We start from the raw sequence: 22,768 nt of genomic DNA, 5'->3' as shown, positions 1-22,768 counted from the left end.
TTTCCGCATCCGCACATCGATCTAGAGGAATCCGACCAGATTCACCGCTTGCCCGCCCTGCCCGCGTTTTTTTATCTTAATAAAAACGGCTGTTTGAATCAGATAAACAAATCACCAGTTCGCGGCCGGGCGACCGGCATGGGAGGCGGAACATGGCAGTAAGTCAGGAGGGGCGGCCATCTGCGGGACGGTCGTCCGCGGCGCGGCCGTCGGGCGGCCGGCAGAACGGCGGCACGAAGGCGCGCATTCTCGATGCGGCGGAGGACCTGTTCATCGAGCACGGCTTCGAAGCGATGTCGATGCGGCAGATCACGTCGCGCGCGGCGGTCAATCTCGCCGCGGTCAACTATCACTTCGGCAGCAAGGAAGCGCTGATCCACGCGATGCTGTCGCGCCGGCTCGACCAGCTCAACCAGGAGCGCCTCGGCATCCTCGATCGCTTCGACGCGCAGCTCGGCGCGCACATCACCTGCGAACACGTGCTCGGCGCGATGTTCATTCCGGCGCTGAAGGCGTCGCGCGACCCCGAGCGCGGCGGCCCCGGTTTCCTGCGGCTGATCGGCCGCGCGTATACCGATCCGTCGCCGTTCGTGCGCAACTTCCTGACCGCGCACTACGCGAGCGTCGCCGGACGCTTCTTCGATTCGTTCCAGCGTGCGCTGCCGCATCTGCCGCGCAACGAACTCGGCTGGCGGCTGCACTTCGCGATCGGCGCGCTGTCCGGCGCGCTCGCCGGGGCGGAAACCGAGAGTCTGATCGACGAGTTCTCGCAGGGCCGCACGATGAACGACGTGCAGATGATCGCGCGCCTGTCGTCGCTGATCGTCGCCGCACTGAAGGCGCCGATGCCCGACAGCGCGCAGCTCGAGATCTTCGCAGCGGTCCTCGACGACGCGGGCGCCAGCGATGCGTTCGGCTTGCCGCCGAATGCGGCCGCAGCCCATGCGGCGACGCTGCATTCGCCGAATTGATCGCGCGGAAACACGATGCACACCTTCCGTTGACGGATGACCGCGTTTGCGCGCGAACGGGCCGCGACGCGCGCTGCCCCGTTCGGCCGCGCAGTGCGATTCCGGATGCGGATTCGGCGTGCGCCGGTGTTTGCCGAACGGCTTGATTGAAAGACAGGGAGCCGGTGCAAGCGCCCGAAGCGCAGCCCGGCATCGATCGTACAAGCATGGACCGGAGCAGGCGCGCAAGCGCCGACACCGACCGACCGCATAGCAAGGGACCGGCGCAGACGCCGAAGCGTCAACGCCGGTCGACACTGGAGACACATCATGCCCGCTCCCGCAGCGACCGCCGCCACGCAGGCGCCACCGAACACCGACGGTATCTGGTACGCGTCATACCCGCCCGGCGTGCCGCACGAAATCGACATCACGCAATATGCGTCGCTCGTGCAGTTCTTCGACGAATGCACGACGCGCTTCGCCGATCGCGTCGCGTACGTCAGCGCGGGCGCGTCGATGACCTATCGCACGCTCGCGCGCAAGGTCGAGGCGTTCGCGTCGTATCTGCAGTCGATCGGCGTGAAGCCCGGCGACCGCGTCGCGATCATGCTGCCCAATACGTTCCAGTATCCGGTCGCGCTGTTCGGCACGCTGAAGACCGGCGCAATCGTCGTCAACGTCAATCCGCTGTACACCGTGCGCGAACTCGCGCATCAGCTGAAGGACAGCGGCGCGCAGACGATCGTCGTGTTCGAGAACTTCGCGCGCACGCTGCAGGATGCGCTGCCCGAAACGCAGGTGAAGAACATCGTCGTCACCGCGCTCGGCGACCTGCTCGCCGACGGCTTCAATGCGAAAGGACGACTGATCAATTTCGTGCTCAAGCACGTGAAGAAGCTCGTGCCGGCCTACCATCTGCCGCAGGCCGTGCAGCTGCGCTCCGCGCTCGCGCTCGGCGCGCGCAACAAGCCGCAACCCGCGCCGCTGACGCGCGACGACCTCGCGTTCCTGCAGTACACGGGCGGCACGACCGGCGTCGCGAAAGGCGCGATGCTCACGCACGGCAACCTGATCGCGAACCTGCTGCAGGCGAAGGCGTGGATCGCCGACCAGCTCACCGGCGACATCGAGACCGTGCTGACGCCGCTGCCGCTCTATCACATCTATTCGCTGACCGTGAACGCGTTCATCTTCATGGGACTCGGCGGCCGCAACATCCTGATCGCGAATCCGCGCGACATGACGATGGTGATGAAGATCCTCCGCCACGAAACCTTCACGGGCATCACCGGCATCAACACGCTGTACAACGCGTTCCTCGACAACGAGGAATTCCGCAAGCGCGACTTCTCGAAACTCAAGCTCGCGATGGCGGGCGGCATGGCGATGCAGCGCGCCGTCGCGGAGCGCTTCCAGCAGGTGACGGGACGACCCGTCGTCGAAGGCTACGGGCTGACCGAATGCTCGCCGATCGTCACGATGAACCCCGTGGACCTGAACGCGATGGCGGCGTTCAGCGGCTCGATCGGGCTGCCGGCGCCGTCGACGCTCGTGCGCTTTCGCCGTGAGGACGGCAGCTGGGCCGGGATCGGCGAGCCGGGCGAGCTGTGCGTGCACGGGCCGCAGGTGATGCGCGGCTACTGGCAGCGCCCCGACGAAACCGCGAAGGTGATCGACGCCGACGGCTGGCTCGGCACCGGCGACATCGGCGTGATGGACGAACGCGGCTTCGTGCGCCTGATCGACCGCAAGAAGGACATGATCCTCGTGTCGGGCTTCAACGTGTATCCGAACGAAATCGAGGAAGTGCTCGTGATGCACCCGGGCATCAGCGAAGCGGCGGCGATCGGGATCCCGGACGACGTGCAGGGCGAACGGATCAAGGTGTTCGTCGTGCGGCGCGACCCGGCGCTCACGGTCGACGACGTACTCGCGCACTGCCGCAAGAACCTGACCGGCTACAAGATGCCGAAATTCGTCGAGTTCCGCGACGCGCTGCCGCAGACGAACGTCGGCAAGATCCTGCGCCGCGCGCTGCGCGACGAGGAACTGGCGAAAATCAACGCGGCGAAGCAAGGCTAAGGGCTGCGTCGCCTGCCGCGACTTCAATCGTCATCGTCGTCGTGATGCCGGTGCCAGTGCTTGTAGTAGTGCCGGCGCCACTTTCGATACCGATCGTCGTCGTCATCGCCGTCGTAGCCGTACCCGTAGCCCGGATACGCGACCACCGCCGGCTGCGGCGGCGCCACATAGACCGGCGCCGGTTCGACATAGACCGGCGCCGCCGGGACGCCGATGCCGACCGACAGATCGACGTGTCCCGCCATTGCACTACCGGAAGCCAGCAATGCCACGCCTCCGACCCACCCTGCCATGCGCCTTTGATTCATCTCCGAGTCCCTGTTCCGCCGGCCTGCCCGGCATCAGCGGCGAATGTAAGCGGGACGCGCGCGGCCAGGTGCTACCGCGCTGCGAGAGACGTAACGCAACGTAACGAAATACGCGCGGCACCCGTTGCTGCACACATTTGGGGCGGAAAATCCTGCCGACGACGAGACGACCGGCAGCGAACATTCGACCTTGGTTATGAGCGGCAGCAGACGCTAGCCATTCGGCCGGATCGCGAAAACGGACGGGAGCGTCTATAGTGGGTTACGGTTCGACACAATCGCGACTGGGCGCTTCCTGAACGAACAGGGTAAAATCCCGCCAAACACCTTGTGGACGAACACACGCCACACACACGCACAACATATTCTCTGACGCAGGCTCCTGCCGCACCTCAATGGCCAATCCCGCAGAATCCCATCCGCAAAACGACTTCATCAATTCCGCGCGCAAGGAACGTAAGCGCGTTGAAATCTATCTCGTCAACGGCATTCGCCTGACGGGGTGCATCGAGTCGTTCGACCAGTATCTGGTGATGCTGCGCACCCCCGTGGGTCTGCAAGGCATCTACAAGCGTGCGATTTCCACGATCCAGCTCGACACCGGCGGCTCGCGCCCCGGCGGCGGCCCGCGCGGCCCGCGCACCGGCGGGCGTCCCGGCGGCCGTGAAGGTGGCGGCCACAGCCCGTACGGCTCGCACGGCGGCCCCCGCGAATCGCGCGGCGACGGCGGCTACGGTTCCCGTGAACCGCGCGAGGGCTATGGCTCGCGCGAACCCCGCGAGGGTTACGGTTCCCGCGAACCGCGTGAGGGCTACGGCTCGCGCGAACCGCGCGAAGGCTACAGCACGCCGCGCGAATACGGTGCGCCGCGCGAGGCCGGCGGCGATGCATCGGGCAGCGCGCCGTCCGATGCACGCAGCGGCAACGGGCCGGTGATCGTCACGCGCCGCCGGCGAATCGTGCCGGACGGCCAGTAAATCGGGATAGGGGCGGTCAGTTAACGTGACCGATCCCCTCCCACACCACCCGGCATGCGGGTCCGCACCGGGCGGTTGGAATGGTTGAGGTTGCCGGGCTTGTGTTGCTCCCGACCCGACACCCAGGTTCGCTGTTGTCTGCTTCACCGAAACTGATTCCTCGCTGCCTGGGCCTGTCGGGCTTCACCCTATCCACCGTTCGGCGAGCTTCACTTACGCGAACATCTGAGGCTATTCACTTCCGAGAACCAGAGGGCTTGCCCTCCCATTCCTTCGGCCCTTCGCTGGCAGCTTTAGCCTTCCCGGCCACACCACCTCACTACTACGGCCTCTGCTGACTTCTCGCTCCGGTCTGCACCGTCGCCCTTTCAGGCACAAGGCGAGATCTCCCCAGGTAAGAAACGCACTCCTTCATCGCACAACCGCCGTATTTACGCCGCTTCGCTTTGGTCACGAGAGCTTTGCGGTTTGTTGCCCGCTCGCCCTGCTCGGCAGCGCCTTCTATACGGTTCTTGTCCATCGGCTCGCGATTTACGCTCCACGCTTCCTCCCCACACTCGGTCGCCCTCATGCAGTTGCGCTTCACTTCATTCGCCATGACCAGCTTATGGCGGGACTTTCACCCGCAGGAGTGCGCCCATGCTGGGCGCACAACAAAAAGGGCAAGCCAACCGGCTTGCCCTTTTTGCTTGAACGGCCGGCGCGGCATGTCGCCGCACCGCCGCTTCCCGCTCAGCGGGCCGTCGTCGGCAGTCCCGCGTCGGCCTCACGCTGCAGCGAACGCACCTGCTGCTGCAGCGAACGCAGCTGCGCCTGAAGTTCGGCCTGCTGCGCCTGCAGCGCCGCCGTTTCGTTGCGTACGTTCTTCTGGCGATCGGCGACCGCCGCCTGCTGCTCGCGCGCGATCGAGATATCGGCCTGCAGGCGTCGCGCCCGCTCCTGCGTGACCTCTATCTGCCGGTCCATCTGCGCCTTCTGCGATTCCAGCTTCGCCGCGCGCAGTTCATTGACGGCCAGACGCTCGGCCTGACGCGAGAAATCGCGATAGATCAGCTCCGCGCGCGATTCGTCGTAGGTCTTGACCACGCGCCAGAACGCCTTCTGCTGAAACAACGCGACGAAGTAGGAACCGTCCTTTACGTTGAACAGCAGACTCGCGCCATAGCTGCCGTTATAGCTCGTGCGCATTTCCGTCAGCGCATGCGACTGGATCTGCCGCTGCAGTTCGTCGACCGTGCTCTGCCCCGTCGTCTCGCCGGCCTGCGGCTGCACCGACGACTGAACCTGCGGATCGATCGCCGGAATCGCCGCTACGGGCGCCGACGCCTGCTGCACCGCCGGCGACGTGCTGCTTGCCAAGCCCTGCGCGTACGCGCCTTGCATGCCTCCTACCATGGCGAGCAACACGCATGCCCGCCCCAACCCCGTCATATGGCTCATGAAGTTCTATTCCCCGCCCGAGTCGTTGTAATTCAGCGCGATTTTATCTCATTAATTACTCGCTTTCGCGGGTTTCGGGTTCCTCGTCGAAGATCTGATACTTGCGCATTTTTTCCCACAACACCTTGCGGCTGATGCCGAGCTGCTGCGCCGTATCCTGGCGCCGCCAGCCGTTCGCATCGAGCGCGGCAATCACGCGATTGCGTTCGTTCATGTCCCACTTGCTGCGGTCGACGAAGACCTCCGCCGCGCTCTCCACCGGCACCGGCTGCGCCGAACTGCGCGCATGCGCGATCAGCCGCTGCAGCCGCGCGGCGTCCCAGCCGCCCGTCTGCCGCACCGTCACGCCGACGCGCTCGGCCAGATTGCGCAGCTCGCGCACGTTGCCGGGGAAATAGCTGTCCGCCACCGCGTCCGCGAGCCAGTACGGCAGGTCGGGCAGCTGCGCGAGCCGCTCCTCGCCGACGACCTCGGCGACGAACGACTTGAACAGCGCGATCTTGTCGACCGCGCCGCGCTCTTCCAGCGACGGGATGCTCAGTTCGATCACCGCGAGCCGATAGTAGAGATCCGCGCGGAACAGCCCGTCTTTCACGAGTTGCGGCAGCTTCTTGTTGCTCGCCGCGACGAGCCGGAAATCGACCTTGACCGGCGACGTCGCGCCGACGCGCAGCACCGCGCCGTCCTCGAGCACGCGCAGCAGCTTGACCTGCTGATAAAGCGGCAGATCGCCGACTTCATCGAGGAACAGCGTGCCGCCCGCGGCCTGTTCAAAATAGCCTTTATGCGCAACAACCGCACCGGTGAACGATCCTTTCGCGTGCCCGAAGAACAGCGACTCGAACAGGCCGTCGGGAATCGCGCCGCAGTTGACCGGCACGAATTCGCCATGCCGGTAGCGCGAGTGTTTCTCGTGCAACAGCTGCGCGATGCGCTCCTTGCCGACGCCGGTTTCGCCGTGCAGCAGCACGTTGGTGTCGCAGTCGGCGAAGGTGTCGACTTCATGCAGCAGCGCCTGCATCGATTCCGAGTGTGCGACGAGGACGGTCGGCTGCAGCGTTTCGGCCGCGTGCGCGCGCAATTGCGTGACGAGCTTGCCGACCATCCCGCGCAACTCCGCGCAGGTGAAGTCGAGCGGCAGGATATGCGAATACTCGGGCGGATACTGCGACGCGTCGTGATCGCGCGCCGCGCCGACCCAGACGACCGGCATGCCGATGTTGGCCTGCCAGTCGCGCAGGAACGCCGCGCCGGTTTCGATCATCGTCACGCTGATGATCGCCAGCGACGGCCGCAACGCGGCGCGCTCGGCCGAGATTTCCGCGTTGTCGGCGCGGATCACTTCGACGTCGAAGCTCGCCATGCACCGGGCGACGCGGTCTACGATGTCCGCCTTGCCTTCCCAGACGTAGAGGTCGAGTTCTTCGATTGCGTGGGTGGGTCTCATTCTTCGGGTACGGCTACGGTTGATGACGAGGTGCGTGGTGCTGCCGATCGGCAGCATGTCCGGGAGAAACAGATACATCCCGGTTCATCGCCGAAAATACTCAATATTCATTTAACGAGCATAGGATCACCACACTTGATTGCGTCCGGCGTATTCGTCACGTATGCATTGCCCAAACTCAAGCCAAGCAAACCTGTGACGCTGGTCAGAAGCGAGTCGATCGGTTGCATGACAAGCGGAAGCAAGATCGGCTTCAGCAGCGACAACAGCGGGCCCGTCAACTGATCAAGCAGCGGATTCAACAGAGCAGCGACAAGACCCGACAATCCTCCTTTCGAGGACAGCTTCAGTGTGAGGTTGCTACTCAGCAAGCTCTGCGTGGCAGGCGCGAGGAATTGGTCGGTGCCAACGCACAGCATGTTCGGATTATTGACACTCGAAGGACATGCATACACCGACGATGCGAGTGTCGGTGGATTCGTTGCCAGAGAATACTCGAACGTCAGCGGAGCCACGTTCTGATTAGCGACGGGCACCACCAACTTTCCCGTTTGCAGGCTCACCTGGACTGTAAGTGTGTCCAGACCAACAAGCGCCAGGATAGGAGTCAGTAAAGGCGCCAGTACCGGCGAACTCGTCAGGCCCGTGAGCGCCAGTAGGCCCTGCAGGCTTACCGATATGAGCTGAATTGAATTTCCATCCGGCGTGTATGTCGGAGAACCCGGGGGCACGGTGAGACTCGGTGGAGTAGATGACGGAGATCCGCCAATCATGACCACGAGCGCCCCGGTCTGCGTATTTACCGTTGCGGTTTTCTTATTCGCCGTGCAGGTCACGGACGCCAAACCTGCTAGTGCTGGCGCGACATAGGCGGTGACCGGCAGATTAAAGCCTAACAGTGGTACTGATTTACTTCCATTGGAACACGAGTTCCCGGAATAAACGAGCGACCCGTCCGGACAAGTCGACAACAGGGAAATATTGGTAGAAAGAAACACTCGCCCCTGAGCGCTCGACGTATTGGTCGTGCAATCAGTCGTTCCGCAACTCGCCGGTCCGGGTGGGCCGCTGGCGGTAGATGGCGGCGTTCCAGCGAGTGATACGGAGCCTGACACCGTTGCGTTAAGTAGCGGGGCGAGCCCGGTCGGCGTCTGGACACCCAAGCTCTTAATGATGATTGGGTTCGTGCCATTCGCGACTTGCAGAGCAGTCGAAAGCAATCCGAGCGCATTGACGCTAGCATCGACGGCGGAATTTCCGCCTGCAACAGTCGCGGAAACCAGTTGATTGAGAGCAATCTGCGGCCCCCCGCAGTTATTGTTGGTACAGAGTCCTGCGACGATTGCATTCAGAACATTCAGATTCAATCCGACCAGATTCTGCTGCGTCGCGGCTTGCACCATTGCATTGGCCAGTTGGCCGAGCGTCACTGTGCCGTTCAGCACAGATGTGCTCGTGCCGACCGGCAAATCGGCGAGAATGCTCCCGAGTTTCAGATTGACTTGCGCCAGTCCTTGATAGTCAACGGCGCTCAGGCTGAGCACATTAGGTGAACCGGTCAGCGACTGAAGCAACTGATTGGCCAGCCCACCATTTAACGTCAAAAGCGACGTAGTGAGCGTAAACGTATCGCTCGGAGTACTCTTGGCAATGGCCGACGCACCGATCGTTCCACTGCGGAAAATGCCGCTCACCGGCTCGGACACGGTAACGCATACGGCATTTGCTGAAGCGCCGTTTGCACCTCCGGTCGACAAGCCATCGCAGCGTCCGTTGACGTCGACCGGATCTCCACTGAGACGCGTAAACGTCGCACTACCGCCGGCCCCTTGAGGCGGAGCCCAGACACCACACGACACGGAAACGGTGGCGTTTGTCGGTACGGAATTCGCTGAAGGAGTTGCGACTTGCTGGACTGCTGCCTTCGCCGCCTGACAAGTCTTATCCGCAACCTGCGAAACCGCCGATAGCGCAGCCAAATCAGCCGCCGCCTGCATTTGGCGGCGTTCAGCGTAAAAACGACCGATATCGATCACGCCAAGTACGATGATCGCGATCGCCAACCAAATCGCAGCGGTTATTGCAAACGAGCCACGCTGGCGGCGCCGTCCCGGCCAGACAGCGCCGCGCCGGCAAGCCACGGATGATTGGTCTGCGCGCATCGTCATCTCGCCTACTGCACACCCTGCCCGCCGCCAGACGTTCCGTTGGCAGAACCAATCTGTGAACCCATCGACTCCGGAATCTTGTTCTTGAACGAGTCCAGGTAACGTTGATAGACGAGTGTTGCAACGTCCCCCAGCATCGGTTGCGTCGGGGCCGCCGCGCGGTTTTCGCGCTGCATAGACAGCCATTCTTTTGTCGAGCGACCGATATCCGACGCAATCGGCGTCGCGGACTGTTGTCCATATGCGGCGGCGGCGCCCATTGCCGTGCATACCATCGCGCCCAGCACCACGATTCGACCTGCACGCAGGTTTCGATGATGTTTGTTGTTCATGTCGCTTCCTGCCTGTCTATTCATTGTGCAAACCGTTGCAGCAGCGGCACGGTCTGGTCGTAGCCAAAATTGTTCGCCATCGGCGTAATCGCAGAATTCACGCCATGTCGCGATACCACCGGCGGTTCCGCAACCGCACGTTGTTGCACGCGTGCCGCGGTTGCAACCTTCACGGCATCGTTGCCGATGTCCTTTCGGATATCTGCCGGCAAATGCTGCTGATTCATCAATCGCTGCGCATCCTGTGAACGCCCCGCCGCGATAAGGTATAGCGCGAGATTGCTGACGATCTTTGGATTGCGTTGATCGAGCTCGGCCGCCTTCATCAGCGGTACGCGCGCGCCGACGATGTCGCCATTGCGCAGCCTCGCATAGGCGAGATCGGACAACAACGATGCATCGGTTGGCGCAAGCTCCGATGCCTGGGCCAGCGCCTGAGCGGCGCGGCCGAAATCGCCAGCGGCGCCAGCAATCAGCCCAAGCCCGCGGTAGCCACGTGAAGCGAGTGGTGTCTTCAGCAACTGCGAATACGCGGCCGCACTGGCAGCCGGCTGCTCGGTCATCCGCAGGGCGTCCGCACGCAGCAGAATCGTATCCGGCGACACGCCGTACGCCTTGTCGTACGCGTCGATATGTGCAAGCGACGCATAGTAAAGTCCCTGCGCCTGCATCCGCTGAATCAGGCTCAGGTACATCGCTGGCGTATCCGGCACCGACTGCTTCTGATCGGCCGCTTGAATCAGGGCCGCCCGCTCCGCCTGAGCGCTAACACCATATCCGTTGTCCTTGGTCGCGCATGCGCCGAGCAGGAGCACTGCCATCGTCACACTCGCGCGCCCCACCATTCCGCAGATCAGCTTCATCGCCTTTCCTTCCAACCATCAATGATGCGTCGCCAGCGCACGTGTCACTGCCAGAAATCCCGGTCCGGCCGTCACGATGAGCAACGCAGGCAACAACGTCAGCACCATCACCCCTGTCATCTTCACCGTCAGCCGGCCGATCCGCTCGCGAAGCATCGAACGACGCGTCTCGCGCAACCGGTCGCCGAACTGCTTGAGCGGCTCCTGCACCGCACCGCCGTGCTTGTCGACCTGGACCATCAGGCGCACGATCGCACGCAAATCCTCGTTCTCGAAACCTCCCGATAACCGCTGCATCGACTGCTCGCGCGTACGGCCCGCCACGAACTGACGCTGCGCGATTCCAACCTCAGACGACAGCACCGGCATCATTCCGCGAAAATCGTTCGTCACGACCTGCAGGCTTTGATCGAGCGACAGTCCGACACCCTGCAACAAGCGCAGCATGTCGACGAACAGCGGTAATTCATCTTCGACACTCTGCCGCCGAGACGAAGCACGGCGTTGCACGTACAACTTGGGCAGCATGAAGCCAAGCCCGAACGCGACAAACATGCCAATCAACCAATAACCGCCTTTCATCCGGCCACTGGCGAATATTGCAAACAGCAGCGGCAGCACGATTCCACACGCGATCCGCGCGCTCAGAAATAATCCTCGCGAACGCGCGTCAACATAACCACATTGTTCAAGCAGACGACGATCCTCGTCCGCTACGACGTGTTTGCCGAACCCGGTATCGAGCCAGCGCATCCCCGCCGCCGAAAGCCGTTCGAGCAGACGCTCAACACGCTGCCGACTACCGCTTACCTCGGGCTTCGCAGGCGCTTCTCCATTCGACACGGGCCGGGCCTTGGCCGCCTCAAGTGCGGCCATGCGCCGGTCGAGCGCATCAACTAGCGCACGCTCGGCACGCGACGCAGCGGTCGCGCGCAGCAACGCAACTATCCCGAACAACAGCACGCCGAGTGCACCCAGCGCCAAAGCGATCGATCCGATCTGAGTTGCTGTCATCGCATCACCTGAGTCGAGCCATTCGATACAGCCACACGCTACCTGCCAACTGCATCAGGAACGCAAACATAAGAAGCAATCGCCCAAGCGAATCGTTCCACATTCCTTGCAAATATGTCGGATTGGTCATGACGACAAAGCTGCCGATCGCGATCGGCAGCATCACGAGTACGAACGCCGACAACCGAGTCTCCGCCGACATCGCGGTCAACTCGCGTTCCGCCTGCTCAAGGTCCCGCATGAAAATGGCCATGCGTTCCAGCATCACGTCCGCACGGCCACCATACTTGACTGACAGCCGCAGCACCGACCCGAGCAGCTCGAACTCCTCGGTTCGGTAAATCGTCGCGATATGAAGCATCGCCCGGTCGATCTCGACACCTGTGCGCAGCATCCGGGATACGTGATCGAGGCAGCCTCGTAGCGGCTCCTCCGTCGTCAGTAGCGCGGCCTGGAATGCAGCCGGTACGCTGTTACCGAGCGTCACCAGTCGCACGATCCCGTCGAGAAACGACGGTATCTGCCGGACGATTTTCAGCCGCCGCCGCTGGATTCGAGACGCAAGCCAGACGCCGAACACTGCACTCCCGCATGCAATCGCCGCGAAACACGCGAGCACGCCGCCACGACTGCCTGCGATTGCCGCAATTGCAACGAGTACGACAAGCGCGGTAATCGCTTTTCCGCGCGCGCCTTCGATGCCCGCGCGGCTAACGAGGTTGCCGAGGTATTCCGCGGCCACGGCATACCAATGCGCCCAGAACGCACCCGACACCATACTGCGAGGCCCATCGCCGGACAGTTCTACTGTACGCGCGCCACGGGAGGCGGCCGATCGCGGGGCCGATACCGGCGCGCGTCCACCAGGTTCAACCCGGCTGTCGATAAATCGCTTCGCATCGGCTCGCACGCGTCGCGTCTCTGCGTGTCGCCATAACATGAGTGCCGACGCCACACATAGCATCGCGACCACCAGCACCCAGATCATCGGGCTATACATTGAAGCCTCCGCCGCGACCGAATCCGCTACCGCCAAAGCCGCCACCGCCACCGAATCCGGTATTCGCCAGCGCCTGCCGGAAGCGCACCAGCTTCGGCGAATGCGGATGGATGCCGAGCGACTCCCAGTGATCGATCTCCTCGCCTTCCGGCGTCACGCGTGCTTCGTAGCGATAGAGTTCCTGCGTCGCGATGATGTTGTCGGACAGGCCGGTCACTTCGGTAATCGACAAGATCCGACGCCGCCCATTCGACAAACGCCCGATCTGCACGATGAAGTCGATCGCATTCGCGATCTGCCGGCGCAGGCTCGACTCGGTGCCTTGAAAACCGGCAAAGCCCGCCAGCATCTCGAGGCGATACAGGCACTCGCGCGGCGAGCTTGCGTGCACGGTGCCCATCGAACCGTCGTGGCCCGTGTTCATCGCCTGAAGCATCTCGAGCACTTCACCGCCACGCACTTCGCCGACGATGATCCGGTCCGGCCGCATCCGCAGCGTGTTGCGCAGCAGATCGCGGATCGTCACGACGCCCGTTCCGTCGAAACCGCCCGGGCGGCTCTCCAGACGCACGACGTGCGGGTGGTTCAGCGACAGTTCGGCCGTGTCCTCGATCGTCACGACACGCTCGCCCTCGGGAATATGGAATGCGAGCGCGTTGAGCAGCGACGTCTTGCCGGAACTCGTGCCGCCCGACACGAGCACGTTGCAGCGCGCCTCGACCGCCGCTTCGAGCAACGCGCCGATTTCTTCGTTGTACGTGCCGTTGCCGAGCAGGTCGGACGGCTTCAACGGATCCTTGCGGAATTTCCGGATCGAAACGATCGGACCGGCGAGCGACAGCGGTTCGATCACGACGTTCACGCGGCCACCGTCGGGCAGCCGGGCATCGACCATCGGATTCGACTCGTCGAGACGACGTCCGATCGGCGCGAGGATCCGGCGCACGATCCGCAGCAGATGCGCGTTGTCGGTGAACCGCACCGGCAGCTTGGACAGAATGCCGTGACGCGACACATAGACGTCGTTGTAGCCGTTGATCAGGATGTCCTCGACCGCCGGGTCCGCGAGCAAGTCCTCGATCGGCCCGAAACCGGCAAGCTCCTTCGTCAACGCCTCGGCGATCGCGCGCACCTCGTTCTCGTTGAGCGGGATGCGACGCAGGCGCACGAAGCTGTCGACCTCCAGATCGACGAACTGGTTGATCGCCTGGCGGGACCATCGGCCAAACTCGGCGCCGAGTTCCTCGATGCGCGTCAGCAGATGCTCGTGCGCGGCATTCTTGATGTCGTGGAATTGCTGCGTCTGGGAGAACGGCGCTGCGCCGTCGGCGAATTGAATGTCGTGTGCCATCGCTTACGACCGCTTGGACGAAGGTTGAATGAAACGTTTCAGTGCGGACAGACCCGGGGCGACGCGCGACGTGCCCGCCATGCCCGACACACCGGGCAACCGCGTGGCGAGCGACTCGAGCGCCCGCACGTACGGATCGCGTTCCGCCACATCGATGATCAGCCGCCCCTGATTCGCGGCCTGGCCGATCGCAACGCGACGCGCCGGCAGCGTACCGACCAGCGACAGCCCGAGACGCTCGGCGATTTGCCCCGGCATCAGGTTGAGATCGGCGTCGTACTGGTTGACGACGAGCTTTACACGATCGGTGTCGATGCCGGCATCGCGCAGCCCGGTAACCAGGTCGGCCGCGGATACGATCGACGCGACACCCTGATCGCAGACGAGCCACGCTTCGTCGGCAGAAGCGGCAATCTGCGTCACGAACTCGCGGTTCGAAAACCCGCCGAGGTCGACGACCTGCTGGTCGAAGAACGCGCGAAACCGGTTCAGCAGACCGATACACGATGCATACGACACCTCGCGCAAGCCGCCGAGATCGGGTGGCAGCGTCGTCAACGCGACGCCGCTCTGGTGTCGGGTCAGTGCGGTATTCACGAACGTGCGATCGATGCGGCGCAGATTTTGAACTGCGTCGACGAAATGGAATTCGCAGCGCGTATTCAGGAACAGCGTGGCATCGCCGGCAGGCAGCCCCAGATCGACGAGCGCGGTCTGGCGCCCCGCCGGCACGCTGCCGCCGTCCGCAGCGGCCGCGCCCGGGCCGAGCGCACGCTTCTGCAGCCAGACCGCGAGATTCGCCGCGAGTGTGCTCACGCCCATCCCGGCGCGCGCACCGAGCAACGCAACGACCTTGCCATGTCGACTGGCCGGCTCGCCGACGTTCGCGAGCAAGCCGCGTGTCGTCCGTAGCGCTTCTTCGGCCGGCGCCGACACATCGATGAAATCGCGCACGCCGGCGCGCAGCGCGGCAAGCGTGCTCTCCGGCTGTGCGAGCGAGCCGAGCGCAACGATCGGCAGCCCCGGATGGGCGGCACGCACCATGGCGGCGGCCACGCTCGCCGCTTCGCTGCCTTCCGAGAAATCGATGAACACCAGCGCCGGATTGATGCCCGTGATGCGCTGGGCGAGCACGCCCGGTTCGAGCGAGGCAGCCTCGACCGCACCGGCCGACACGAGCGTATCGGCGAGCCAACGGACGTGCGCCTCCTTCGACGACGCGCAAACGAAATAGTCGGTCACGGCGGGTTCACACAATGATTGGGTTCGTGCATTCATGTCGAACACCCCCGATTACGCAAGGCGTAGCGGTGCGCCGCCATGCGCAATGCTTCGCATTCATTTCGAAAATCCCGGCGCGGCGTCGGGCGACGCCACACCACCCAGATACGATCGCCAGACCGGCCCGTCACGCTGCTCCGACAGTTCGCCAGGCGTTGCCGGCAATGCCGCGCCCTTCGCGATCGGTGCCACAAGATGCGGCGTCACGATGATCAGCAATTCCTTGTCGTTCTGCTGGTAGTTCAGATTCTTGAAGAACGTGCCGATGATCGGCAGGTCGCCGAGCAGCGGTACCTTGCTGACGTTCGACATCGTCTGGCGGTCGATCAGCCCACCAATCACGAAGCTCTCGCCGTCGCCGAGCTCGACCGTCGTATCGGCGCGGCGGGTCGTGATCCCGGGCACCGAAACGCCGCTGATCGTCACACTGTTCACGTAATCGAGCTGGCTCGATTCCGGCGCGACCTTCAGCGCAATCCGCTGCGGGCTCAGCACCGTCGGCGTCAGCGAGAGCCCGATACCGTATTGCTTCCACTGGATCGCGGTCGAGCCAAGCCCCTGGGGCGACGGAAACGGAATTTCGCCGCCTGCGAGGAAGCTTGCGCTTTGACCAGACAGTGCAACGAGCGTCGGCTCGGCCAGCACGCGCGCGAGATTGTTCGCTTCGAGCAACGACAGATCACCAAAGATGCCGTGCCCCGCCGCGTTCACGACGAGGTTGAACGCGGACGCAACAGGCGAGCCGAGCGTCGGAATGTACCCCGCTGTACCCGGACCGGATCCGCCGCCATACGACTGCACGCCGCCCGGCGAAAAAGAACCGAACGAGAATCCATTGCTTTGTTTAAAGAAATTGAAGCCGACCTGCTTGAGCACCGAACGGCTGAATTCGACGACGCGGACGTCGACTTGCACGACGTTCTTGCCAGCTAGTGTGGAGCGGTCGATCACTGCGCCTTTTCCTGCCATGTTCTTGCCAACTGCTACTGCACGCTCGTGGGCATCGAGCGATGCCGACGTTCCCCGCAGCACCGCCGTTCCTCCGTACGCATTCACGCGCGGCGTGGAATCGTCGAGCACCGCGTGCGCGGCCGCGTCCACGACCTCGACGCTCCAGACCGTCGGCTCGTCGCGGCCACGCTCCCACAACATCACGTTCGTCGCACCGGGCGCTTTGGCGGTCAGCAGCACCGAGCCGGAACGACTGCCCTTCATGATCAGTACATCGGCGATCGCCGGGTCGCCGACCGCAACCCGCTGCAGCGAACGGCCGGCCGAAATCTGCCGCTGCGCGCCGACCGCGAGTTCGATCGTGCCGCTCGCGCTCGCGAGCGATGCGAAGGTCATGGTGCAGATAGCTATCGCAAATGCAATCAGTGTGTTTTTCATTGTTTGGTAGACCGTCGCACGGCCTCTACTTGTCGTCGCTGATATCGATGGCCATCGATTTCTTTCAGTACGCAACCGTTTCCGACCGGCCGCCGCGGATCACTTCGATGCTGTTGCCGCTACCGCTCCCCCCTACGGTCCGCACCGCCGGCGGCAGACGCGCCGGCAACGGCGGCACATTCATGTTGGACACGGCGCTTTTCGGCGTGCCGGACAGTTGTTGCAGCGACACCCCGGCCGCGGCAAGCGCCGACGGCGACAGCTTGTTGTCCGTGCGTACCGCGACCGTCTGCACCGCAAGTTCGTCATCGCGCGGATTACGCAGCGCAAGCGTCAGGCGACCGCTCGACTCGCCGAGCGTCAGCGCATCGACCTGTGCAGTCGGCACCGCGAGCACCGCGATACGCACGCCGCTGGGCTGACCGTTACTGCCGTTCGTGTTGTTGCCGCTGTCGCGATCCGGCGTCGCATCGCCGAACGACAACACACGGACCCTCGACATCAGGAGCCGCGCTTGGGTCTGCGAGACTTCGCCGTCGAGCATCGAGTTACCTTCGCGCTTCAGGTTCAGAAACACGTCCACGAAGTTGCCGGGCCGCAATCGGTTGCCGACAGCGTTGGTTTCGTCGACGCGAACTGCGATCGCACGTTCGCCGGGTTGAACGTCCTCGGCAAGCCCAGACACCAACGCGTCGGAGACGACCGGCGCCGATGCTGGGATATCTCTCGCGGGAACCCGGCCAACCAGTGCGGCTGGGTCTGTATACGCGCCCGCCGGCGCCGGGGCGATCGGTTGGATCTTCAATGCGTCGGCGGCGATCGGTTGGCCCACTGGCAGCGTACGCGTGGCGATCACGACAGGCACCGGGTTTACGGCAACGGCCTGCGGTGCCGGCGCGGACTGTGGCGTGTTACGTCCCAGCATCCACGCATAGATTCCGAGCAGAATAGCGATCGCAATCAATAACCCCGCGACGATTTTTGTCAGATTGTTGGCCATGTTGATATTGGAATGCCGGAATCAGGTTCTGGAGCGTGGATACGACTCAAAGACTGCTGCTGTCATATAAAAGAGTTCGCGCCCGTCAAAGCATGTTCGGTGAAATCTGCACCGTCGCACTGCTTTGCAATTGAGGCGCCGAAAAGATGAATAGCCACGGGATCACCGGTTTGTCCGCGTACGAGTACGTCATCGTCACGACCACGTTGAACGGGGATGCGGAAGACGACGTGAACGCTGCGGTGCAGGAACTCGGTGATGACGGGGTGAACGACGAGCCACAATTCGCGGCCGGTGTCGATCCGCCGGCTACCTGGGTCGCAACTGTCGCGAACTTTCCCCACGGCGTGTTGCCACCGTTGATCGCCGTGCATGCGGTCGTAGCTGCGGCCTTCAACCGGTCGCACGGCGACGACGTGTAATTCAACGCGGCGCGCGCTCCTTCGGACGCGGCGAATGTCAGGTTCTGTTTGATTAGAAAAATCATCCCGAACGTGACAATCGCGTAAAAAATCAGGAAGAACAGCGGGAACACGAATGCGAACTCGATCGCCGCTACCCCTCGCTGCCGTCGCCATTTGCACGATTGGCCGGTTTTCTGCCATCGAGCCATTACACTCCCCTCGCAAACATAAGATGCAGAAGCCAGACGGCAGCAGGCAGCACGAGAAACGCGCCATATGGCGTAGCCCGACGACCACCGAGCGCCATCGCCGGCGTGCCGCGCCTGCAAAGCGCGACAATCGATGTACGCGACATAAACATCAGCCAAAGTGCGTGCAACCCCGCGGCAATGCTCGCAACAACCCAGAACCATAACAATGCTTGCCCGCCACACCATGCGCCGAGCACGGCAAATACCTTGACATCGGCCGCGCCCATTAGACGCAAGACGAAGAAAGGGGAAAAGCCGATCAAGCCTACGGATGCGCCGATCAACGCCTGAGTTATGGACGTTCCGAAAGGATTTTCATTCACGGCTCCGCATACGAACGCGCCAATCAATCCCGCGAACACAAGCGGATTCTGAATGCGCCGGAAACGAACGTCACAGATCCCGACGAACGAAGCCCACACCAGAAAAATTCCGGCGAAAAATAGACGCTGCACGGAGATAGCCCGTCTTCAGGCGGGCCGCAAGCAAACATCCACCAACCTGCCTGCCGCCCGCTCCGAAATTATTTATTTGTATTAGTGCAGCTAGTGCCGCTACACACTTGGGCAGCAACTTGATTGAACAGGCCGTTTAAACCACCACTGAGGTTACTCAACCCCGCAATCAGAGCGATTGCGACCAACCCCGCAATCAACCCATACTCGATCGCGGTTACCCCGTCTTCTTCCTTCAGGAAGCGCTTGATAATTGCTTTCATTTTGTTTCCTCGTGCCTTTATGTATGTACTCTGGCCTTTTATACGTTCTACTTCCCCGTACAACTGGCCGCTTGCCCCACGTCGTTCGCCATGACTGCTATAACGACGACCGGGTGCACTTCTTTATAGGTCGCCCCGAAGGGCACTTCACGGTACTTGATGCAAGTTAACATTCGCGATAGGAGTCCTCCTCGAACGTTGTGTACTGACCTGTACATTTGCTTACACCTGTCCCGAATCTTATATCCGATCCTCGATATTTTCCAACCCCTTTTTTACGGTCCGGATCGAAAAATTTTTCCAGGTGCGCAACGTATTTGTACGGCGTTTCGGTACGACTTACACATAGGACTTACGATAGGTTAGATGTGCACACCTATTCCACCAGTAAAACAATGCACCCCGCGACAGACCTCCTGGCGGCCCTCTCGTAGCCGCCCACGTTACGTTGCAAGCGTAACGCCAATGATGTGACGTTACGTTACGAAACGCCCGGAATCATTCTCATCCAGGGGGATTTGAAAAGATTCAACACTCTTTCAATTTCCCTAACTCCCTTTTCCCTCAAGGAATTACCTCGTTTAAAACGTCGTCCGTGCCGCCGGTCATCGAAATGGCACGACAGTTGCAGAGTAGTCCGCGCATCACTCAACACAACACAGCTTTTAATGCGAGGACGAAATGGACATTCTGGTTATCCCTCATGGCACGCTCCGGACGACTTTGATCGCGGCCACCGTGGCAGCCATGCTTTCCCTCTCCGCGTGCGGCGGTTCCGGTTCGGTCAGCAAGGGCCTCGGCGGCGGCTCGAGCTCGGGTGGCGGCGACATCTCCACGACGGGCGGCGGCACGTCCGGCGGCACGTCGGGTTCGACGTCCGGCAGCACCAGCGGCTCGACCAGCGGCAGCACGAGCGGTTCGACGAGCGGTAGCACCAGCGGCTCGACGAGCGGGAACACGAGCGGAACGACCAGCGGCACGAGCGGCACCTCCGGTGTGTCGTCGAACGCAGTGGGAACAGTCCTCGCAAGCAGCAGCAATATCGTCACCGGCGCCGGCTCGACCGTGTCCGGTCTCGGCTCCGTCATCGCCAACCAGTCGCTGCCCGGCGTCAGCCCCGCCACGGCGCAAGCCGCAGGCGGCGTCGTACAAAGCGTCGGCGGCGCGGTTACCGCGCTCGGCAACGGGCTCGGCAACGGCCTCGGCCAGCTCGGCGCCACCAAGGATCCGGTCGGCGTGACCGTCGCCAGCACGGGCGGCGTAGTCAATCAACTCGGCGGCGCGGTCACGCAGACCGGCGCGCTGGTATCGAGCCTCGGCAGCGGCCCGCTGTCGCCGCTCGCGCCTGTCACGGGCGCCGTCGGCGGCCTCGTGTCGACGGTCGGCAACGCCGTGTCGAACGGCGGCAACACGCTCAGCAACGTCCTGTCGACGGGCCCGATCCAGCAGGTCACGCAGACGGTCAGCTCGGCCATCACGCCGATCACGACGATGGTCGGCCAGACGACGCAGACGGTCGGCACGGTCACCGGCCTCGGCGCGCCGGTCAACACGCTGCTGGGTACGGTCGGCAATGGCCTGAACCAGGCCGGCGCGCTGCTCGCGTCGACCGGCGGCAACCCCGTCACGACCGGTCTTGGCAACACCGTCTCGGCAACGGGCAATACCGTGAAGGCGGTCGGCGGCCTGCTCACGGGCGGCACCGGCGGCGTCACCAACCCGCTCGCGCCGATTACCGGCCTGCTCGGCTCGATCGGTGGCGCAGCGGGCGGTACCAGCGGCGGCCCGCTGGCTCCCGTCACCGGCCTGCTCGGCACCGTCACCGGCTCGCTCGGCGGCGTCGCGGGCGGCACCGGCGGTGGCCCGCTGGCTCCGGTCACCGGCCTCGTTTCCACCGTCACCGGCGCACTCGGCGGCGCAGCGGGCGGCAGTGGCGGCCCGCTGGCGCCGGTCACCGGCCTGCTCGGCACTGTCACCGGCGCACTCGGCGGTGCAACGGGCGGCACCGGCAGCCCGCTCGCCCCTGTCACGGGCCTCGTTTCCACCGTCACCGGTGCACTGGGCGGCGCAGCGGGCGGCACCGGCGGCGGCCCGCTGGCGCCTGTCACCGGCCTGCTCGGCACTGTCACCGGCGCACTCGGCGGTGCAACGGGCGGCACCAGCAGCCCGCTCGCGCCTGTCACGAACGTCGTCTCGACGGTCACTGGCACGGTCGGCAGCGCGACGGCCGGCGCACCGGCGCTCACCGGCGGCACGGGCGCGGTCACCAACTCGGGCTCGTCGTCGAATCTGCTCTCGCCCGTCACGTCGCTGATCGGCGGCCTGCTCGGCGGCACGCACGGCAAGTAACCAGACATCCATTCATCGATAAAGACTGCGAGGAGCCATCATGTCCCAGCAACGTTCCCTCACGACGGTCGCCCTGCATCAGTGGCGCGTCCCCCTCACCGCGTTCGCCGCGGCCTGCCTGCTGGCTGCCTGCGGCGGCAACGGCGTGAGTTCGCCGCCGACCAGCAGCACCGGCGGCAACCCGAGCACGAACGGTACGCCGACCACGAGCGGCACCAGCGGCACGTCGACCGGCACCAAGGGTGTCGTCAGCACGGTCGGCCAGACCGCCACCGACCTTGGCAGCACGGTCGGCAACATCAGCCTGCCCGGTCTCGGCGACGGCGTGACCAAGGGTGTCGGCAGCACGCTGTCGAGCACCGGCACGATCGTCGGCGCCGCCGCCGATGCCGTGAGCAACGGCCTCGGACAGATCGGCTCCACGAAAGACCCGGTCGGCACGACGGTCGCCGGTCTCGGCAACGTCGTCGGCGCGACGAGCAACACGGTGTCGGGCCTCAGCTCGACGGTCAAGGCGCTCGGCACGGGTCCGCTCGCGCCGCTCGCACCGGTCACGACGCCGGTCGGCACCGTGCTCGACACGGTCGCCAACGGGCTCAGCGCCGCAGGCACGACGGTCGGCTCGACGCTGTCGTCGGGCGCCGTGCAGCAGGTCACGCAGCCGCTCAGCTCGGCGATCACGCCGCTGGTGATCACCGCCGGCCAGGTCACGCAGCAGGTCGGCACGACGACCGGCATCGGCCAGCCCGTCTCGGGCCTGCTCGGCCAGATCGGCGGCGCGATCAGCTCGGCCGGCAAGCAGGTCGGCAGCACGTCGAATCAACCGCTCGTCGGCGATGTCGGCCAGCTCGTCACCGCGGTCGGCAACACGGTCACCAACGCGGGCGGCCTCGTCAACCCGAACGGCCCGAACGGCGCAGCGCCGATCCCCGGGCTGATCACCAGCCTCGTCGGTGGCTCGTCGGCGACGGTCCAGAACGGCACGTCGTCGGGCTCCAGCTCGACCAATCCGCTCGGCGGCCTGCTGTCCGGCCTCGGCTCGACACCGCTCGGCTCGCTCACGGGTGCGCTCGGCGGCGCAGCAGGCAGCTCGGGCAGCGGCCCGCTCGCCCCGGTCACCGGCCTCGTGTCGACCGTCACCGGCGGGCTCGGCGGCGCAACGGGTGGCACAGCAGGCGGTGCAAATCCGCTCGCGCCCGTCACCGGTTTGCTGAATACTGTCACCGGAGCGGTCGGCAGCGCAGCAGGTTCCGGGGGTACGTCGAACCCGCTCGCGCCGGTCACGTCGCTGGTCGGCAGCGTATCGGGCTCGGCATCGTCCGGCAGCTCGACGGGCCTGCTGGCGCCGGTCACGGGGTTGCTGGGCACGCTGGGTAGCGTTGGCAAGTAAGGAGGACGGTCGCGGGTTCGCAGCCGGAGCGAACGACGCGGCCGTACCAAC

General features: G+C 63.9%; 20 protein-coding genes. 5 read left to right on the top strand and 15 right to left on the bottom strand.

Annotated elements, in window-relative coordinates:
• Positions 1-152 precede the first annotated feature (152 nt).
• Together WS57_RS26195 and WS57_RS26190 are read left to right on the top strand one after the other, a co-directional pair.
• The gene (locus WS57_RS26195) at positions 153-971 is read left to right on the top strand and encodes a TetR/AcrR family transcriptional regulator (protein ID WP_040127274.1); all 819 of its coding nucleotides are present in this window, start codon (positions 153-155) and stop codon (positions 969-971) included.
• Positions 972-1,280: 309 nt separating this feature from the next.
• Positions 1,281-3,035, top strand: coding sequence for an AMP-binding protein (locus WS57_RS26190; protein ID WP_040127273.1), 1,755 nt, complete (start codon positions 1,281-1,283; stop codon positions 3,033-3,035).
• Positions 3,036-3,058: 23 nt separating this feature from the next.
• Here the strand turns inward: WS57_RS26190 and WS57_RS26185 are convergent, their stop codons facing one another.
• Complete coding sequence (locus WS57_RS26185; protein WP_040127272.1) at positions 3,059-3,343, bottom strand: hypothetical protein; 285 nt, start codon at positions 3,341-3,343, stop codon at positions 3,059-3,061.
• Between the two features lie 395 nt (positions 3,344-3,738).
• Between WS57_RS26185 and hfq the strand changes: the two genes are divergently transcribed.
• Positions 3,739-4,320 carry an RNA chaperone Hfq gene (hfq, locus tag WS57_RS26180; protein WP_040127271.1) on the top strand — a complete coding sequence of 194 codons (582 nt, stop codon included), beginning with the start codon at positions 3,739-3,741 and terminating at the stop codon, positions 4,318-4,320.
• 732 nt (positions 4,321-5,052) lie between these two features.
• Here hfq and WS57_RS26175 read toward each other — a convergent pair.
• The 14 genes from WS57_RS26175 to WS57_RS36250 form a co-directional block, all read right to left on the bottom strand.
• Positions 5,053-5,760, bottom strand: a complete 708-nt coding sequence (locus WS57_RS26175; RefSeq protein WP_040127270.1) for a DUF2968 domain-containing protein — start codon at positions 5,758-5,760, stop codon at positions 5,053-5,055.
• A gap of 55 nt (positions 5,761-5,815) precedes the next feature.
• Positions 5,816-7,207: a sigma 54-interacting transcriptional regulator gene (locus tag WS57_RS26170; protein ID WP_040127269.1), complete on the bottom strand. Its 1,392-nt coding sequence runs from the start codon at positions 7,205-7,207 to the stop codon at positions 5,816-5,818.
• A gap of 107 nt (positions 7,208-7,314) precedes the next feature.
• The gene (locus WS57_RS36260; RefSeq protein WP_081056729.1) at positions 7,315-9,369 is read right to left on the bottom strand and encodes a pilus assembly protein TadG-related protein; all 2,055 of its coding nucleotides are present in this window, start codon (positions 9,367-9,369) and stop codon (positions 7,315-7,317) included.
• Between the two features lie 11 nt (positions 9,370-9,380).
• Positions 9,381-9,707 carry a DUF3613 domain-containing protein gene (locus WS57_RS26155; RefSeq protein WP_059514999.1) on the bottom strand — a complete coding sequence of 109 codons (327 nt, stop codon included), beginning with the start codon at positions 9,705-9,707 and terminating at the stop codon, positions 9,381-9,383.
• A 20-nt stretch (positions 9,708-9,727) separates the two neighbouring features.
• Positions 9,728-10,570 carry a Flp pilus assembly protein gene (locus WS57_RS26150; protein ID WP_009695462.1) on the bottom strand — a complete coding sequence of 281 codons (843 nt, stop codon included), beginning with the start codon at positions 10,568-10,570 and terminating at the stop codon, positions 9,728-9,730.
• 18 nt (positions 10,571-10,588) lie between these two features.
• Positions 10,589-11,584, bottom strand: coding sequence for a type II secretion system F family protein (locus tag WS57_RS26145; protein WP_059601549.1), 996 nt, complete (start codon positions 11,582-11,584; stop codon positions 10,589-10,591).
• A gap of 4 nt (positions 11,585-11,588) precedes the next feature.
• Positions 11,589-12,584 carry a type II secretion system F family protein gene (locus WS57_RS26140; RefSeq protein ID WP_069245054.1) on the bottom strand — a complete coding sequence of 332 codons (996 nt, stop codon included), beginning with the start codon at positions 12,582-12,584 and terminating at the stop codon, positions 11,589-11,591.
• Entirely contained in the window at positions 12,577-13,935 is a 1,359-nt protein-coding gene (locus WS57_RS26135) for a CpaF family protein (protein WP_009695458.1), read from the bottom strand. The genes WS57_RS26140 and WS57_RS26135 overlap by 8 nt, the downstream gene beginning before the upstream one ends.
• A gap of 3 nt (positions 13,936-13,938) precedes the next feature.
• Positions 13,939-15,213, bottom strand: coding sequence for a pilus assembly protein (locus WS57_RS26130; protein ID WP_009695457.1), 1,275 nt, complete (start codon positions 15,211-15,213; stop codon positions 13,939-13,941).
• Positions 15,214-15,273: 60 nt separating this feature from the next.
• Positions 15,274-16,605: a type II and III secretion system protein family protein gene (locus tag WS57_RS26125; RefSeq protein ID WP_059515005.1), complete on the bottom strand. Its 1,332-nt coding sequence runs from the start codon at positions 16,603-16,605 to the stop codon at positions 15,274-15,276.
• A 64-nt stretch (positions 16,606-16,669) separates the two neighbouring features.
• Positions 16,670-17,605, bottom strand: coding sequence for a Flp pilus assembly protein CpaB (cpaB, locus tag WS57_RS26120; protein ID WP_059601545.1), 936 nt, complete (start codon positions 17,603-17,605; stop codon positions 16,670-16,672).
• Positions 17,606-17,690: 85 nt separating this feature from the next.
• Positions 17,691-18,218 (bottom strand): TadE/TadG family type IV pilus assembly protein, encoded by a 528-nt coding sequence (locus WS57_RS36255; protein ID WP_081055830.1) that lies wholly within the window; start codon positions 18,216-18,218, stop codon positions 17,691-17,693.
• Positions 18,218-18,715: an A24 family peptidase gene (locus WS57_RS26110; protein WP_069245053.1), complete on the bottom strand. Its 498-nt coding sequence runs from the start codon at positions 18,713-18,715 to the stop codon at positions 18,218-18,220. Before WS57_RS26110 ends, WS57_RS36255 begins: the two co-directional genes overlap by 1 nt.
• A 68-nt stretch (positions 18,716-18,783) precedes the next feature.
• Positions 18,784-18,978 (bottom strand): Flp family type IVb pilin, encoded by a 195-nt coding sequence (locus tag WS57_RS36250; protein WP_081056728.1) that lies wholly within the window; start codon positions 18,976-18,978, stop codon positions 18,784-18,786.
• Between the two features lie 681 nt (positions 18,979-19,659).
• Between WS57_RS36250 and WS57_RS26105 the strand changes: the two genes are divergently transcribed.
• The gene (locus WS57_RS26105) at positions 19,660-21,327 is read left to right on the top strand and encodes a collagen-like triple helix repeat-containing protein (protein ID WP_059515008.1); all 1,668 of its coding nucleotides are present in this window, start codon (positions 19,660-19,662) and stop codon (positions 21,325-21,327) included.
• A gap of 40 nt (positions 21,328-21,367) precedes the next feature.
• Positions 21,368-22,717 carry a collagen-like triple helix repeat-containing protein gene (locus WS57_RS26100; RefSeq protein ID WP_069245052.1) on the top strand — a complete coding sequence of 450 codons (1,350 nt, stop codon included), beginning with the start codon at positions 21,368-21,370 and terminating at the stop codon, positions 22,715-22,717.
• The last annotated feature ends 51 nt before the right edge of the window (positions 22,718-22,768 follow it).

It is taken from the genome of Burkholderia pseudomultivorans (genome assembly GCF_001718415.1).
Lineage (GTDB): Bacteria > Pseudomonadota > Gammaproteobacteria > Burkholderiales > Burkholderiaceae > Burkholderia > Burkholderia pseudomultivorans_A.
Note: the sequence above shows the minus strand (reverse complement) of the source record. Positions and strands in the feature narration are given on the sequence as shown.

Bases quoted from the DNA above. Each gene is read 5' to 3' on its own strand.
- WS57_RS26125 (WP_059515005.1), bottom strand. From the start codon at position 16,605: ATGAAAAACACACTGATTGCATTTGCGATAGCTATCTGCACCATGACC.
- WS57_RS26170 (WP_040127269.1), bottom strand. From the start codon at position 7,207: ATGAGACCCACCCACGCAATCGAAGAACTCGACCTCTACGTCTGGGAA.
- WS57_RS36260 (WP_081056729.1), bottom strand. From the start codon at position 9,369: ATGCGCGCAGACCAATCATCCGTGGCTTGCCGGCGCGGCGCTGTCTGG.
- WS57_RS26135 (WP_009695458.1), bottom strand. From the start codon at position 13,935: ATGGCACACGACATTCAATTCGCCGACGGCGCAGCGCCGTTCTCCCAG.
- WS57_RS26185 (WP_040127272.1), bottom strand. From the start codon at position 3,343: ATGAATCAAAGGCGCATGGCAGGGTGGGTCGGAGGCGTGGCATTGCTG.
- hfq (WP_040127271.1), top strand. From the start codon at position 3,739: ATGGCCAATCCCGCAGAATCCCATCCGCAAAACGACTTCATCAATTCC.
- cpaB (WP_059601545.1), bottom strand. From the start codon at position 17,605: ATGGCCAACAATCTGACAAAAATCGTCGCGGGGTTATTGATTGCGATC.
- WS57_RS36250 (WP_081056728.1), bottom strand. From the start codon at position 18,978: ATGAAAGCAATTATCAAGCGCTTCCTGAAGGAAGAAGACGGGGTAACC.
- WS57_RS26150 (WP_009695462.1), bottom strand. From the start codon at position 10,570: ATGAAGCTGATCTGCGGAATGGTGGGGCGCGCGAGTGTGACGATGGCA.
- WS57_RS26105 (WP_059515008.1), top strand. From the start codon at position 19,660: ATGGACATTCTGGTTATCCCTCATGGCACGCTCCGGACGACTTTGATC.
- WS57_RS26175 (WP_040127270.1), bottom strand. From the start codon at position 5,760: ATGAGCCATATGACGGGGTTGGGGCGGGCATGCGTGTTGCTCGCCATG.
- WS57_RS26140 (WP_069245054.1), bottom strand. From the start codon at position 12,584: ATGTATAGCCCGATGATCTGGGTGCTGGTGGTCGCGATGCTATGTGTG.
- WS57_RS26190 (WP_040127273.1), top strand. From the start codon at position 1,281: ATGCCCGCTCCCGCAGCGACCGCCGCCACGCAGGCGCCACCGAACACC.
- WS57_RS26130 (WP_009695457.1), bottom strand. From the start codon at position 15,213: ATGAATGCACGAACCCAATCATTGTGTGAACCCGCCGTGACCGACTAT.
- WS57_RS26155 (WP_059514999.1), bottom strand. From the start codon at position 9,707: ATGAACAACAAACATCATCGAAACCTGCGTGCAGGTCGAATCGTGGTG.
- WS57_RS26195 (WP_040127274.1), top strand. From the start codon at position 153: ATGGCAGTAAGTCAGGAGGGGCGGCCATCTGCGGGACGGTCGTCCGCG.
- WS57_RS36255 (WP_081055830.1), bottom strand. From the start codon at position 18,218: ATGGCTCGATGGCAGAAAACCGGCCAATCGTGCAAATGGCGACGGCAG.
- WS57_RS26145 (WP_059601549.1), bottom strand. From the start codon at position 11,584: ATGACAGCAACTCAGATCGGATCGATCGCTTTGGCGCTGGGTGCACTC.
- WS57_RS26100 (WP_069245052.1), top strand. From the start codon at position 21,368: ATGTCCCAGCAACGTTCCCTCACGACGGTCGCCCTGCATCAGTGGCGC.